Here is a 12,944-nt window from a genome sequence, read left to right as displayed (position 1 = left end):
CCCCTTCTTAACGGAGTCAGGCCGCGTGGTCCACGACCACCTTGCCGAAGACGTCACCGGAGTGCAGGCGGGCGAACGCGTCCTCGACCTTCGAGAACGGCACGACGCTGTCCACCACCGGGCGCACGCCCCGCTCCGCGCAGAAGGCCAGCAGGGCGGTCAGCTCGTCCGGGGTGCCCATGGAGGTACCGAGGATCTCCAGCTGCATGGCGAAGACGCGGCGCAGGTTGACCTTCGGCTCGTGCCCGGCCGTGGCACCGGACACCACGATCCGGGCCATCGGCGCGGCGGACTTCAGCGAGTGGTCGAACGTGGCGGCGCCGACGGTCTCGATGACCACGTCGACCCGCTCCGGAAGCCGGGCGCCCGGCTCGACGGCGGTCGCGCCGAGGGCCCCGATGCGCTCCCGCTTGGCCGCGTCGCGGCTGGTCGCGTACACCCGCTTGCCCATCGCGGCGGCGAGCGCGACGGCCGCGGTGGCCACGCCGCCGCCCGCGCCCTGCACCAGCACGGCGTCGGCCTCGTCCACCCGGCCCTTGGTGGTGAGCATCCGCCACGCGGTCAGCCAGGCCGTGGGCAGGCACGCCGCATCGGTCGCCGCCAGGCCCGCCGGCAGCGGCAGCAGGTTCGCCCGGGGTACGGCGACCCGCTCGGCCAGCGTGCCCGGGAAGTGCTCGGAGAGGATCGAGACGCCGCGTGGGTCGCCCGGGGTGGGGATCACCGGGTAGACGACCACCTGGTTGCCGTCCGGGTCGACGCCGGCCGCGTCGCAGCCCAGGATCATCGGCAGCTGTTCCTCGCGCAGCCCGACGCCGCGCAGCGACCACAGGTCGTGGTGGTTGAGCGAGCTGGCGGTGACCTGGATCGTCACCCAGTCGTCGGCCGGGTGCGCGGGCTCGGGCCGCTCGCCGACGGAGAGCGCGGCGAGCGGGTTGTCGTCGTCGAAACGGGAGGCGAAGGCGGCACGCATGATCGGCACGGTAACAAGCTCAGCGGGTGTTAAGAAGGGCCCCTTCCTGTGCGAAATGCGATAAGAAGGGGCCCTTCCTTACTCCGTCAGCGGGTCACGCCGTCGCGGCGGGCGGCCTCGGCGACCGCCTCCGCGACGGCGGGGGCGACCCGCGGGTCGAGCGGCGACGGGACGATCGCCTCGGGGGTCAGCGCCTCGGCCACCACCCCGGCGATCGCGTCGGCGGCGGCGACCTTCATGCCGTCGGTGATCCGGGTCGCCCGCGCGTCCAGCGCACCGCGGAACACGCCCGGGAAGGCGAGCACGTTGTTGATCTGGTTCGGGTAGTCGCTGCGGCCGGTGGCGACCACCGCCACGTGCCGGGCCGCCACCTCCGGGTGCACCTCCGGCGTCGGGTTGGCCAGCGCGAAGACGATCCCGCCGGACGCCATGCCGGCCACCGCCGCCTCCGGGATCTGGCCCCCGGAGACTCCGATCAGCACGTCGGCGCCGCGCAGCGCCTCGGCGATGTCGCCCTGCCGGCCGTCGGCGTTTGTCAGCTCCGCCAGTTCGGCCTTCGTACCGGTGAGCCCGTCGCGGTGCCGCCCGATGATGCCCCGGGAGTCGCAGACCACCACCTGCTCCGGGTTCACCCCGCCGGCGACGAGCATCTTGGTGACCGCGACCCCGGCGGCGCCCGCGCCGCTGACCGCCACCCGCAGGTCGCCGAGCTTGCGGTTGAGCAGCGTCGCCGCGTTGCGCAGCGCGGCGAGCACGACGATTGCCGTGCCGTGCTGGTCGTCGTGGAAGACCGGGATGTCCAGCGCCTCGTCGAGGCGCCGCTCGATCTCGAAGCAGCGCGGCGCGCTGATGTCCTCCAGGTTGATGCCGCCGAACGACGGCGCGAGCGCCCGCACCACCGCCACGATCTCGTCCACGTCCTGCGTGTCCAGGCAGACCGGTACCGCGTCCACCCCGCCGAACTGCTTGAACAGCACGGCCTTCCCCTCCATCACCGGCAGCGCGGCGCGCGGACCGATGTTGCCCAGACCGAGTACGGCGGAGCCGTCGGTGACGACCGCGACGGTGTGACCGGTCCAGGTGTAGTCGTCGGCGAGGCGCGCGTCGGCGGCGATCGCCTCGCACACCCGGGCCACACCCGGGGTGTACGCGAGGGAGAGGTCCTCCCGGCTGGTCAGCGGGACCGTCGAGGCGACGGCCATCTTGCCGCCACGGTGCAGCCGGAAGACGGGATCAGCAGGGTCCACGGTGGACGATGACATTGGTGACTCCAGGATCTGTCGATGCAGACGGACCAGCCGGTCGGGGCGCGAGGTGAGGCGACGAGCGGCGGTGCGAGGTGCGGGGGGTCACCCGGACACCTGCCGAGCATAGTGTCGAGCGCGCACATCGGGTGTGAGTAGGGTCATACTCGACCGCGGCTGAAGAGCCGGGGGCGCGGCCAGTAGCGGGCCACCACCCGTCCCCGCACCTCCGCCACCCCGTACGCCCGGGAGTCGTCGGCGACCAGCGGGTTGTCCCCGGCCAGCCACCAGCCGCCGTCGGCGGGGCGCACCGCGCGCTTGACCACCAGCAGGTCCGGCCGACTGCGGAAGACCCCGATCACCACGTCCCCGACGCGGACGCGGCGGTCTCCGCGCCGCACCAGCACCGCGTCGCCGTGCCGCAACGTGGGCGACATGGACGGACCCGTCACGAGTACGGCCGACAGCGGCCACCGCGGCCGGTGTCCCGTCCCCGGCGACTGCGCGCGCATCGGATTCACCTCCACCGGGTACCCGCTCCAGGAGTAATGTCGTCTTGGATCATCGCAAACTTCCCAGGAGGATCCTGATGCGACTTCCGCGCATCCTTACGCCCCGCGTGACCGCCAGCGCCCACTGCGACCTGCCGTGCGGCGTCTACGACCCGGCGCAGGCCCGGATCGAGGCCGAGTCGGTGAAAATGATCTGTGAGAAGTACCAGGCCAACACCGACCCGGAGTTCCGCACCCGCGCCATCCTGATCAAGGAGCAGCGCGCCGACCTGGTGAAGCACCACCTGTGGGTGCTGTGGACCGACTACTTCAAGCCGGCCCACTTCGAGAAGTACCCGCACCTGCACCAGCTCTTCAACGAGGCCACCAAGCTGGCCGGCGCCGCCGGCGCCAAGGGCGCGACCGACCCGTCCAAGGCCGACGAGCTCCTCCAGAAGATCGACGAGATCGCCAAGATCTTCTGGGAGACCAAGCAGGCGTGACGCCGGACGCTCCGGCACCGACGATCCGGCCGGCACGTCGCGAGGACGTGCCGGCCATCGTCGCGATGGTGCACGAGCTGGCCGCGTACGAACGCGCGCCCGACTCCACCTGGACCGGCGTCCACGGCATCCACCTCGGTCCGGCCGCCGGCTTCTACCGCGATCTGGCCGCCGTCATCGCCCCCGCCCGCCCTTCGACGGCACCGGGTAGAGTCCCCGACCGGGGGGATGACGCGTGACTCCAACGACCGGCCGGCCGGCGATCGACGACGACGTGGTGCACCTGACGGTGCCCGCGGACGGCGGCTACCTCGGTGTGCTGCGTACGGCCACCGCCGGGCTCGCCGCGCGGCTGCAGTTCGCCCTCGACGAGATCGAGGACCTGCGCATCGCGGTCGACGAGGCGTGCGCCATGCTGCTCGCGATCGCCACCCGGGACGCCGAGCTGGACTGCCGGTTCGCCGTCACCGACGACGCGCTCACCGTGGAGGTGACAGTGCCGACCGTCCGGGGCGCCAAGCTGCCGGCCGAGTCGTCCTTCGCCTGGAAGGTGCTGACCGCGCTGACCACCTCGGCGTCCGCGACCGCCGTCGACGGCCGCGCGACCATCTCGCTGCTGACCCGCCGCGCCTCGACCTTTTGAGGCCGGGCCGCGGTCACTCGAAGCCGAGCGCTCGGGTGGTCGGGTTGCTCAGCAGCAGGGCGGTGACGCCGAGCCCCAGCGCGATCAACGGCACCCCGAGCCAGCCCAGTCCACCCTGGATCATGAACCATCCGATCGGCAGCAGCATGAGCTGAAGCACGATCGCCGGCGCCCGCGCTCCGGCCCGCCGCCGGGTGAGCCCTCCGGCCAGCGCCCAGAGCGCCGCCGCCGCCCCCGCCGCGAACGCCGTCACCAGCAGGGCCGACGCCAGGTCGACGGAGGGTGCCGTGACGTCGGCCCACAGCAGCCAGAGGGTGACCAGGCCGAGGGCGACCGCCTCGCCGCGAAGCAGCAGGACTGCCGTCCGGAGCGGGCCGGGGATCGGGTCGGAGGCGATCGTCACGCGCGCCACGATACCCGTGGCACGGCGCGGTACAGTGCCGCCCATGCGGGCCGTCCTGGTGGTCAACCCCAAGGCCACCACCACCAGCGAGCGCAGCCGGGACGTGCTGGTCCGGGCGCTGCGCAGTGAAGTCGACCTCTCGGTGCGGTACACACGGCGGCGCGGTCACGCCACCACGCTGGCCCGGGAGGCGGCCGAGGAGGGCGTCGACGTGGTCGTCACGCTCGGCGGCGACGGCACAGTCAACGAGGTGGTGAACGGCCTGATGTCGGCGCAGCCGTCGACGGTGCCGACGGGCGCGTCGACGGCCGAGCGGCTGCCCGCCCTGGCGACCGTGCCGGGCGGCTCGACGAACGTCTTCGCGCGCGCCCTGGGGCTGCCCCGCGAGTGGCCGGACGGCACCAGCATGATCCTGGAGGGGTTGCGGCTGGGCCGGCACCGCACGATCGGGCTGGGCCGGGCGGACGACCGCTACTTCACCTTCTGCGCCGGCTTCGGCATCGACGCCGCCGTCATCCACCGGGTGGAGCGGGCTCGCCGGCGGGGTCGGGTCTCGACGCCCGCGCTCTACTTCCGGTCGACCGTCGCCCAGTACTTCCTCGGCTCGGACCGGCGGCATCCGGCCATCGCGCTCGAGCGGCCGGGCGAGCCGGCCGAGGAGCAGTTGGCCACCGTCATCATCCAGAACACCGCCCCCTGGACGTACCTCGGCGACCGGGAGGTCAACCCGAACCCGGAGGCGTCGTTCGACCTGGGCCTGGACGTGTTGGCCCTGCGGCAGCTGCGCGTCGCCAGCACGACACGGACGGTCACGCAGTTCTTCTCCCGGGAGGCGGATCCGCACGGCAAGCAGGTGCTGCGGCTCCACGACGTGGCCGAGTTCACCCTGGTCGCCCGCAGCCCGCAGGCCTTCCAGCTGGACGGCGAGTACCTGGGCGAGCGGGAGAAAGTCAGATTTACCTCCGTGCCCGCCGCGCTGAGAGTAATCTGCTAGGTCTCGGGTACTCCCGTTGGTTGACGACGGCTCACCGTAACCGGAAACGGTGGGCGCCACACCGGGGGCGAGTGCCTGAAATGTCAGCAACGTCACGCGGACCGTACTATATTGATCCTCGGCTGTGGCACTCCGGGTAACCGGATCCCCGGCAAATACGGACAAATGGGTTGTGGGCTTGCTCACCGCGCGGAGTTTTTCCGAGCGTCACCCTTGACATCGCGAGCGTTCGTGAAAGTATTCACAAGCGAACTTGAGTTACCGGGACATTGCCTGGATATGCTCGGCAGGTTGAGCTGTTCCAGCAGGTCCACGGGGCCAACAGCCTGCTCACGCACTGCCGGATAGCCGTATGCGAACCGTTACGGCCGGTGCTGCGGACGCATATAGGAAAAGCACCACTGCAACATCTGCCACCCATCCAGAATGAGGAGTGTTGCCGCCATGGACTGGCGTCACCATGCTGTCTGCCGCGACGAGGACCCGGAGCTGTTCTTCCCGATCGGGACGTCCGGTCCGGCCCTCCTGCAGGTGGAGCAGGCCAAGGCTGTCTGCCGGCGCTGCCCGGTGACCGACCAGTGCCTGCAGTGGGCCCTCGAGTCCGGTCAGGACGCTGGCGTCTGGGGCGGGATGAGCGAGGAGGAGCGGCGCGCCGTCAAGCGTCGCGGCGGCCTCCGGGTGCTTCGCGCTCACACCGCCTGACCACCAACCGAAAGCACCACGCCCCGGTCGGCTCAGCCGCCGGGGCGTTCTGCTGCCCCGGAACAGGTGTTAACAGGGGGCCCCTCCACTACCGGAGACGTTAAGAAGGGGCCCTTCCTTGCACCGCGGCGACGCGGCGGAGGACCAGGTCGACAAGTTCCGGGGCGTCCGTCAGCGGGGCGGCGACCGCCACCGCGCCGGCGTCCCGGGCCGACGCGGCCACCGCGTCGTGGAACAGCCCGGGCGCCAGGAAGTACGCGGCCACCGCCACCCGTCGCGCGCCCCGGGCCCGAAGCCGCGCCACCGCCGCGCCGGCGCCCGGCGGGGCGGCGGAGGCGTACGAGACCCGGGTCGGGGTGGCGAGTGCCGTCCCCAGGGCGGCCGCGACGCGTCCCACCGACGCCCGGGCGGCCGGGTCCCGAGTGCCCGCCGCGGCCAGCACCAGCCCGTCGTAGCCGTCCGGCTCCGCCTCGGCGAGTCGTCGCCGCAGGCCGGCCAGCAGCGCCCGGTCCACGGCCCGCAGGGCCACCGCCGAGGTGCCGGCGAGGTCCGGCCGGTGCGGTCGTGACATCGGCACCGGCCCCGGACCGAGCACATCGGTCACCCGGACCGTCAGCTCGGGCGCCGTCACGCGAGCCGCCGCAACCGCCTCCGGAATGTCCACCCGCCGGTGGTACGCGGCCGTCAGCAGCAGCGGCACGAGGACCACCCGGGAGTGCCCGGCGGCGGCCAACTCCCGCAGCACCTCGGCCGGCCCGGGGCGGGTGTGGTCCAGCCAGCTGGGCAGCACCCGCAGGCCCGGCCGGGCGGCGGACACCGCCCGGGCGAGTGCCCGGGTGGCGTCGGCGGCGCGCGGATCCCGGCTGCCGTGGGCGACCAGGACGACCGGGTCCGGCGCGCCGGTCACACGTGCAGCCCGCACTCGGTCTTCTCGAACATCGCCCAGCGGCCGGCCCGCGGGTCCTCTCCCGCCTTGGTGCGGCGGGTGCAGGGCCAGCAGCCGATCGAGCCGTAGCCGCGGTTGAACAACTCGTTGACCGGCACGTTCCACCGCGAGATGTACGCGTCCACGTCGGCCTGCGTCCACGCCGCGATCGGGTTGACCTTCACCTTGCCGCGACGGGCGTCGAAGGTCACCACCGGCGTGTTCGCCCGGGTCGGCGACTCGTCCCGGCGCAGCCCGGCCGCCCACGCGTCGTACCCGGCGAGCCCCCGCTCCAGGGGTTCCACCTTGCGCAGCTGGCAGCAGTCGTCCGGGGACCGGTTGAACAGGCGCGGACCGTACTCGCCGTCCTGCTGGCCGACGGTCAGCCGGGGGCGGATCGACCGGACGTTCACCGGCAGGGTCCGGGCCACCTCGTCGCGGACCCGGAGCGTCTCCGGGAAGTGCAGCCCGGTGTCCAGGAAGATCACGTCGACGCCGGGCGCGACCCGGGAGACCAGGTGGGCCAGGACGGCGTCGGCCATGGAGCTGGTGACGCAGAAGCGGTCCCCGAAGGTTTCCGCTGCCCAGCGCGCGATCTCCAGCGCCGGGGCGCCCTCCAGCTCCCGGCCGGCCTCCTCGGCCAGCGCGCGCAGCTCCCGCGGGTCACGACGCCCCGGCTCGGCGGGGGCCGGCCCACCGGTGCCGACCAGGCCCAGGCCGGCGGCGGACTCCAGCCTCATCGCGCCACCACCTTCGCGAGCAGGCCGGTGAACCTGACGGTGAAGACCCGGGCGCAGGCGTGGCACTCCCAGGCACCGTGGCCGGTCGCGCTCGGCCGCAGGTCCTCCTCCCCGCAGTACGGGCAGTACAGCGGCACGGACCTGGACTCGCTCATCTGAGTTCCTCCTCGTCGACCCTGATCACCCAGTTGGCGAACGCCTCACCCTCGGTGCGGCCGGCGAGGTACCGCCGGGCGAGCCGTTCCACGTACTCCGGAAGCTCCTCCGCGGTGGTCTTCAGACCGCGCAGCTTGCGGCCGAACCCGGCGGTCCGCCCCTGCGCCATGCCGAGGCCACCGCCGAGGTGCACCTGGAAGCCCTCCACCTGGCGGCCGTCCGGGCCGACCACCAGCTGACCCTTGAGGCCGATGTCGGCGACCTGGGTGCGGGCGCAGGCGTTCGGGCAGCCGTTGAGGTGGATGGAGATGTCGGCGTCGAAGTCGCGCAGCCGCTCCTCCAGCCGGGCCACCAGTTCCTCGCCGCGCGCCTTGGTCTCGACGATGGCCAGCTTGCAGTACTCGATGCCGGTGCACGCCATGGTGCCGCGCCGCCAGGCCGACGGCCGTGCCTCCAACCCGATCCCGCGCAGCGCCTCGACCAGGGACTCCGTCCGCTCCGGCGCGACGTCGAGCACCAGCAGCTTCTGGTACGGGGTGAGCCGGACCCGGTCGCTGCCGTGCGCCTCGACGACGTCGGCGAGGCGGGCCAGCTGGCTGCCGGAGACGCGGCCGACCACCGGGGCGGCGCCGACGTAGTTGCGCCCGTCGCGCTGCTCGTGCACGCCGATGTGGTCGATCGGCTTCGCGGGCAGCTGCGCCGACGGCCCGTCCAGCAGGGCGCGGCCCAGGTACTCCTTCTCCAGCACCTCCCGGAACTTCGCCACACCCCAGTCGGCGACCAGGAACTTCAGCCGGGCCCGGTTGCGCAGCCGCCGGTAGCCGTAGTCGCGGAAGATGCCGACCACGCCCGCCCACACGTCCGGCACCTCGTGCAGCGGCACCCAGACGCCCAGCCGCTTGGCGAGCATCGGGTTGGTGGAGAGGCCGCCGCCGACCCAGACGTCGAAGCCGGGGCCGTGCTCGGGGTGCTCGACGCCCAGGAACGCGATGTCGTTCGCCTCGTACGGGGTGTCGACGAGCCAGGAGATCGAGGACTTGAACTTCCGGGGCAGGTTGGAGAACTGCTTGTCACCGACGTACCGGCGGACGATCTCGTCGATCGCGGGCGTCGGGTCGAGCACCTCGTCCCGGGCGACACCGGCGACGGGGCTGCCCAGCACGATGCGGGGGCAGTCACCGCACGCCTCGGTGGTCTGCAGGCCGACGGACTCCAGCCGGCGCCAGATCTCCGGCATGTCCTCGACGCGGATCCAGTGGTACTGGATGTTCTGCCGGTCGGTGATGTCGGCGGTGTCCCGGGCGAACTCGCGGGAGATGTCGGCGATCACCCGGAGCTGGGCGAGGCTGAGCTGGCCGCCGTCGACCCGTACCCGGAGCATGAAGAACTCGTCCTCCAGCTCGTGCGGCTCCAGCACGGCGGTGCGCCCGCCGTCGATGCCCGCCTTGCGCTGGGTGTAGAGGCCCCACCAGCGGAACCGGCCGCGCAGGTCCTGCGGGTCGATCGAGGCGAAGCCCCGGTGCGCGTAGATGTTCTCGATCCGCGCCCGGACGTTCAACGGATCGTCGTCCTTCTTGATCCGCTCGTTGGGGTTGAGCGGCTCGCGGTGGCCGAGCGCCCACTGGCCCTCCCCGCGCGGCCGGCGGGGGGCCCGGACCGGTCGGGCCGTCGGGTCCTCGGGCCGGGCCGGAATGCTGCTGACCGCCATCGCGGCGTCCTCCGTTGTCTGGTGTGGCTCGTGGAAGCGCGGGCGCAGCGGCCTACCCGTGTGGAACGGGCTGGAGACAACGGTGTCGGAACAGCCGGCGCGCAGCGCCCGAGACGGATGGGTCGGGCGTCGTCAGTGGGCCGGACAGATCGCGCTGCGCACGCGGCCGTAATCGACGTGGCGGCGGGCCACGAAGCGGCGGACGACAGCGGCGGTCATGACGTCATGCTGCCACACCGTCACAGCGCCGGCCAACGTGTGCGTGCGGCATCCCACATCACGGGCGGGTGGTCGCCGGAACCGGCCCCGCCGGGCGCGGACGCCGTGCAAGGCTCGGCGATGTGGGCGGATTGTCCGTGCTGCGGCGCCTGCCGGTGTGGGTGCCGCCGGCGTTGCTGACGCTCGCGGTCACGCTCGCCGGTCTGGACCGGGCACAGCTCTGGCGGGACGAGCTGGCGACGTGGAGCGCCGCCACCCGCCCGGTCGGCGACCTGCTCCGGCTGGCCGACACCATCGACGCGGCGACCGGGCCGTACTACCTGCTCATGCACGCCTGGGTGGCCGTGGCCGGCGACTCGACGGCCGCGCTGCGGCTGCCGGCCGCCCTCGCGATGACCGGGGCCGCCGCCCTGACCGCGGTGCTCGGCGAGCGGCTGTCCGGCCGGTCCGCCGGTCTGCTCGCCGGTCTGCTCTTCGCGGTGCTCCCCGGCACCTCCCGGTACGGGCAGGAGGCCCGCCCGTACGCGCTGGCCACCGCCCTGGCGGTGCTGGCCACCCTGCTGCTCGTCGCCGCCCTCGACCCGCCACCGGGGACCCGGCCGGCGCGCCGCGCCGCACGCTGGGCCGGGTACGCCGTCACGGTGGCCGCGCTCGGCCTGACCCACCTGGTCGCGCTCACGCTGCTGGCGGCGCACGGGGTGGTGGTGCTCGCCGCCGCCCGGCGGCACGGTCGGCGGGGCGTCGCGGCCTGGCTGCTGGCGCTCGTGCCGGCGGTGCTGCTGGTCGGGCCGCTGCTGCTGGTCGCCCGGGGGCAGCGCGCCCGCCAGCTCGACTGGGTGGACGCCGCGCGCCCGGAGGACCTGACCGGCCTGGCCGGCGGGGTGGCGCAGAGCGGGGTGGTCGGCGGGGTGCTGGTCGGGCTGGCCGCGCTCGGCGCCGCCCGGCTGGGACGGCGGGCGCTGCTGCCCGGGGCGGCCGTGGTCCTGCCGGTGCTGCTGGTCTTCGCCGCCGGCCTGCTCGTCCCGCTGTGGGTGCCCCGCTACCTCGTCTTCGTGGTGCCGTTCGGGTGCCTGCTGGCCGGCGCGGCGCTGGCCGGTGTCCCGCTGCTGCCGGCCCTGGGCGTGGTGGCGCTGGCCGGCGCGCTCGGCCTGCCCGATCAGGCGGCGCTGCGTCGTACGCACGAGTGGCCCCGCTCCGCGTCGGTCGACTACGCGGGGGCCGCCCGGGTCGTGGCCGCCGAGCAGCGGCCGGGCGACGCGGTCGTCTACTCGCCCCGCGGGAGCTGGCTCTTCCTCGATCTGGGTCTGGAGTACCACCTCGGCGACCACCGCCCACGGGACGTGCTGGTCACCGCCGATCAGGCCCGCCGGGCCGACCTGTGGGCGGCCGAGTGCGCGCGCCCGGCCGAGTGCCTGGCCGGCGCCGGCCGGGTCTGGCTGGTGGTCGCCGGTCGGCACGCCGACCCGCTCACCGCCGTGCCCGGCGCGAAGGGGGCCGCGCTGCGCGCCGGCTGGACGACCGACCAGGTCTGGCCCCACCCGGGCCTGACCACAGCCCTGCTGACCCCCCGCTAACCCCCGCGATCTTGCACTTTCGGCCCCGGCAAAGGGGGCGAAGGGCGCGTAACGAGGGCCAGAAGTGCAAGATCGCGGCGGCGAGGGGTGGCGGCGGGGGGCCGGGGGGCGGACGGGCGCGGCGTTACGGCCGGACGAGCGGGACGACAAGCATCGCCTCGGTGCCCCCGCTGGCACACGCACGCAGTTCGATCGTGCCCCGCAGCTCACCGGTGACCAGCGCGCGGACGATCTGCAGACCGAGGTTGCCACCGCGCTCCGCGTCGAAGTCCGGCGGCAGGCCGCTGCCGTTGTCGGCCACCGAGACGTGCAGCATCTTGCGGAACCGGTGCGCCGAGAGCACCACCTCCGGTGCCGACCCGCCGGTCCCGGGCCGGTCCTCCGCCGGGGCGTCGCCGCCGGCCGGGAAGCCGTGCTCGACGGCGTTCAGCAGGAGTTCGTTGAGGACCATCACGAGGGACGTGGCGATCTCGGCGGGGAGCACGCCGAAGCTGCCCTGCCGGCGCATCCGGACCGTCGACTCGGTGGCGGCCACCTCGGTCGCCGCGCTGGCCACCCGGTCGACGATCCCGTCGAACTCGACCACCTCGTCGCTGGACATGGAGAGCGTCTCGTGCACCAGCGCGATGGAGGCGACGCGGCGTACCGACTCCTCCAGCGCGGTCCGGGCCTCCGGGATGCCCACCCGGCGGGCCTGCAGCCGCAGCAGCGCGGCGACCGTCTGGAGGTTGTTCTTCACCCGGTGGTGGATCTCCCGGATGGTGGCGTCCTTCGTCATCAGGGCACGGTCGCGACGACGGACCTCGGTGACGTCACGGACCAGGACCAGCGCGCCGATGGGCACCCCGGCGGGCATCAGCGGCAGCGACCGGGTCAGCATGGTCGCCCCGCGGGCCTCGATCTCGCGGCGCGGCGGGGCCTCTCCGCGCAGGGCGGCGAGTACCCCGTTGGCCGCGTCGGTGCCCTCCAGCGGATCCGCGGCGAGCCGGCGGTGCAGGGCCGCGAGATCCTCGCCCACCAGGTGCGCGGCGTAGCCGAGGCGGCGGTACGCCGACTGCGCGTTCGGGCTCGCGTACGTCACCTTGCCGCTCGCGTCCAGCCGGACCAGCCCGTCGCCGACCCGGGGGGCCGAGGTGGTCTCCCCCGGGTGCCGTGCCGGCGGGAAGGTGCCGTCGGCGACCATCTGCGCCAGGTCGTCCGCGGTGGTCAGGTAGTTCAGCTCCAGCTGGCTGGGGGTCCGCGCGGTCGACAGGTTGGTGTCCCGCCCGACCACTGCGATCACCTCACCGTGCTCGCCGTCGGTCGTCCGCAGCCGCACCGGGATCGCCTCGTGCCGCGCGGGCACGTCCCCGTACCAGACCGGGTCGCCCTCCCGCCAGATCCGGCCCTGCCGGTAGGCGACCTCCAGGTGGGCCACCTCCGGCCCGCCGATGATCCGCCCCACCTGGTCGTCCTGGTACGCCGTCGGCGCCGTCGTCGGCCGTACCTGGGCCACACACAGGAACGTCCCGTCCCCGTCCACCGGCACCCAGAGCAGCAGGTCGGCGAAGGAGAGGTCGGAGAGCAGCTGCCAGTCGCCGGCGATCCGGTGCAGGTGGTCGATGTCGGCCGGGCGGAGCTGGGTGTGCTCCTCGGCGAGGTCGCGCAGCGTGGACACGCAGACCAGCCTGCC

15 protein-coding genes are annotated in these 12,944 nt (G+C 73.6%); 6 read left to right on the top strand and 9 right to left on the bottom strand.

The genetic code is table 11. The features are described 5' to 3' along the window. Positions 1-16: 16 nt before the first annotated feature. From ABTW87_RS16260 to ABTW87_RS16250, 3 genes are all read right to left on the bottom strand, one after another. Positions 17-979 carry a zinc-binding dehydrogenase gene (locus ABTW87_RS16260; protein ID WP_350651614.1) on the bottom strand — a complete coding sequence of 321 codons (963 nt, stop codon included), beginning with the start codon at positions 977-979 and terminating at the stop codon, positions 17-19. 77 nt (positions 980-1,056) lie between these two features. Beyond that, positions 1,057-2,232, bottom strand: a complete 1,176-nt coding sequence (locus ABTW87_RS16255; RefSeq protein ID WP_350651613.1) for an NAD(P)-dependent malic enzyme — start codon at positions 2,230-2,232, stop codon at positions 1,057-1,059. A gap of 143 nt (positions 2,233-2,375) precedes the next feature. Then, a complete protein-coding gene (locus ABTW87_RS16250) occupies positions 2,376-2,741 on the bottom strand; it encodes a S24 family peptidase (protein WP_350651612.1) in 366 nt (121 codons plus the stop codon). A 62-nt stretch (positions 2,742-2,803) separates the two neighbouring features. Here ABTW87_RS16250 and sodN point away from each other — a divergent pair, with 62 nt between their 5' ends. Genes sodN through ABTW87_RS16235 form a run of 3 tightly spaced genes read left to right on the top strand, consistent with a single transcriptional unit; the run spans position 2,804 to position 3,851 of the window. Further along, the gene (gene sodN, locus ABTW87_RS16245; protein WP_130320217.1) at positions 2,804-3,208 is read left to right on the top strand and encodes a superoxide dismutase, Ni; all 405 of its coding nucleotides are present in this window, start codon (positions 2,804-2,806) and stop codon (positions 3,206-3,208) included. Next, positions 3,205-3,447 carry a hypothetical protein gene (locus tag ABTW87_RS16240; RefSeq protein ID WP_350651611.1) on the top strand — a complete coding sequence of 81 codons (243 nt, stop codon included), beginning with the start codon at positions 3,205-3,207 and terminating at the stop codon, positions 3,445-3,447. The genes sodN and ABTW87_RS16240 overlap by 4 nt, the downstream gene beginning before the upstream one ends. After that, entirely contained in the window at positions 3,444-3,851 is a 408-nt protein-coding gene (locus tag ABTW87_RS16235) for an ATP-binding protein (protein WP_350651610.1), read from the top strand. Before ABTW87_RS16240 ends, ABTW87_RS16235 begins: the two co-directional genes overlap by 4 nt. A 13-nt stretch (positions 3,852-3,864) precedes the next feature. Here the strand turns inward: ABTW87_RS16235 and ABTW87_RS16230 are convergent, their stop codons facing one another. Next, a complete protein-coding gene (locus tag ABTW87_RS16230) occupies positions 3,865-4,254 on the bottom strand; it encodes a hypothetical protein (protein ID WP_350651609.1) in 390 nt (129 codons plus the stop codon). 43 nt (positions 4,255-4,297) lie between these two features. Here ABTW87_RS16230 and ABTW87_RS16225 point away from each other — a divergent pair, with 43 nt between their 5' ends. Both ABTW87_RS16225 and ABTW87_RS16220 read left to right on the top strand, forming a co-directional pair. Further along, a complete protein-coding gene (locus ABTW87_RS16225; protein WP_350651608.1) occupies positions 4,298-5,248 on the top strand; it encodes a diacylglycerol/lipid kinase family protein in 951 nt (316 codons plus the stop codon). Between the two features lie 444 nt (positions 5,249-5,692). After that, complete coding sequence (locus ABTW87_RS16220) at positions 5,693-5,950, top strand: WhiB family transcriptional regulator (RefSeq protein ID WP_025616811.1); 258 nt, start codon at positions 5,693-5,695, stop codon at positions 5,948-5,950. A gap of 100 nt (positions 5,951-6,050) precedes the next feature. Here ABTW87_RS16220 and ABTW87_RS16215 read toward each other — a convergent pair whose 3' ends face one another. Genes ABTW87_RS16215 through ABTW87_RS16200 form a run of 4 tightly spaced genes read right to left on the bottom strand, consistent with a single transcriptional unit; the run spans position 6,051 to position 9,479 of the window. After that, positions 6,051-6,872 carry a sirohydrochlorin chelatase gene (locus ABTW87_RS16215; protein ID WP_350651607.1) on the bottom strand — a complete coding sequence of 274 codons (822 nt, stop codon included), beginning with the start codon at positions 6,870-6,872 and terminating at the stop codon, positions 6,051-6,053. Then, complete coding sequence (locus tag ABTW87_RS16210; RefSeq protein WP_350651606.1) at positions 6,854-7,615, bottom strand: phosphoadenylyl-sulfate reductase; 762 nt, start codon at positions 7,613-7,615, stop codon at positions 6,854-6,856. The genes ABTW87_RS16215 and ABTW87_RS16210 overlap by 19 nt, the downstream gene beginning before the upstream one ends. Beyond that, entirely contained in the window at positions 7,612-7,770 is a 159-nt protein-coding gene (locus ABTW87_RS16205) for a hypothetical protein (RefSeq protein WP_350651605.1), read from the bottom strand. The genes ABTW87_RS16210 and ABTW87_RS16205 overlap by 4 nt, the downstream gene beginning before the upstream one ends. Further along, positions 7,767-9,479, bottom strand: coding sequence for a nitrite/sulfite reductase (locus ABTW87_RS16200; protein ID WP_350651604.1), 1,713 nt, complete (start codon positions 9,477-9,479; stop codon positions 7,767-7,769). The genes ABTW87_RS16205 and ABTW87_RS16200 overlap by 4 nt, the downstream gene beginning before the upstream one ends. A gap of 350 nt (positions 9,480-9,829) precedes the next feature. On the opposite strand from ABTW87_RS16200, the gene ABTW87_RS16195 reads away from it, so the two are divergent. Beyond that, positions 9,830-11,272 carry a glycosyltransferase family protein gene (locus ABTW87_RS16195; protein ID WP_502891594.1) on the top strand — a complete coding sequence of 481 codons (1,443 nt, stop codon included), beginning with the start codon at positions 9,830-9,832 and terminating at the stop codon, positions 11,270-11,272. Positions 11,273-11,396: 124 nt separating this feature from the next. Here the strand turns inward: ABTW87_RS16195 and ABTW87_RS16190 are convergent, their stop codons facing one another. After that, positions 11,397-12,929 (bottom strand): histidine kinase N-terminal domain-containing protein, encoded by a 1,533-nt coding sequence (locus ABTW87_RS16190; RefSeq protein WP_350651602.1) that lies wholly within the window; start codon positions 12,927-12,929, stop codon positions 11,397-11,399. Positions 12,930-12,944: the final 15 nt, after the last annotated feature.

Origin of the sequence: Micromonospora sp. NPDC126480, assembly GCF_040302465.1 — a bacterium.
In the GTDB taxonomy this organism is placed as follows: Bacteria; Actinomycetota; Actinomycetes; order Mycobacteriales; family Micromonosporaceae; genus Micromonospora.
Note: the sequence above shows the minus strand (reverse complement) of the source record. Positions and strands in the feature narration are given on the sequence as shown.

What these genes read in the sequence shown, in the direction of transcription:
- ABTW87_RS16255 (WP_350651613.1), bottom strand. Translation starts at nt 2,232, where the DNA reads ATGTCATCGTCCACCGTGGACCCTGCTGATCCCGTCTTCCGGCTGCAC.
- sodN (WP_130320217.1), top strand. Translation starts at nt 2,804, where the DNA reads ATGCGACTTCCGCGCATCCTTACGCCCCGCGTGACCGCCAGCGCCCAC.
- ABTW87_RS16225 (WP_350651608.1), top strand. Translation starts at nt 4,298, where the DNA reads ATGCGGGCCGTCCTGGTGGTCAACCCCAAGGCCACCACCACCAGCGAG.
- ABTW87_RS16220 (WP_025616811.1), top strand. Translation starts at nt 5,693, where the DNA reads ATGGACTGGCGTCACCATGCTGTCTGCCGCGACGAGGACCCGGAGCTG.
- ABTW87_RS16210 (WP_350651606.1), bottom strand. Translation starts at nt 7,615, where the DNA reads ATGAGGCTGGAGTCCGCCGCCGGCCTGGGCCTGGTCGGCACCGGTGGG.
- ABTW87_RS16205 (WP_350651605.1), bottom strand. Translation starts at nt 7,770, where the DNA reads ATGAGCGAGTCCAGGTCCGTGCCGCTGTACTGCCCGTACTGCGGGGAG.
- ABTW87_RS16200 (WP_350651604.1), bottom strand. Translation starts at nt 9,479, where the DNA reads ATGGCGGTCAGCAGCATTCCGGCCCGGCCCGAGGACCCGACGGCCCGA.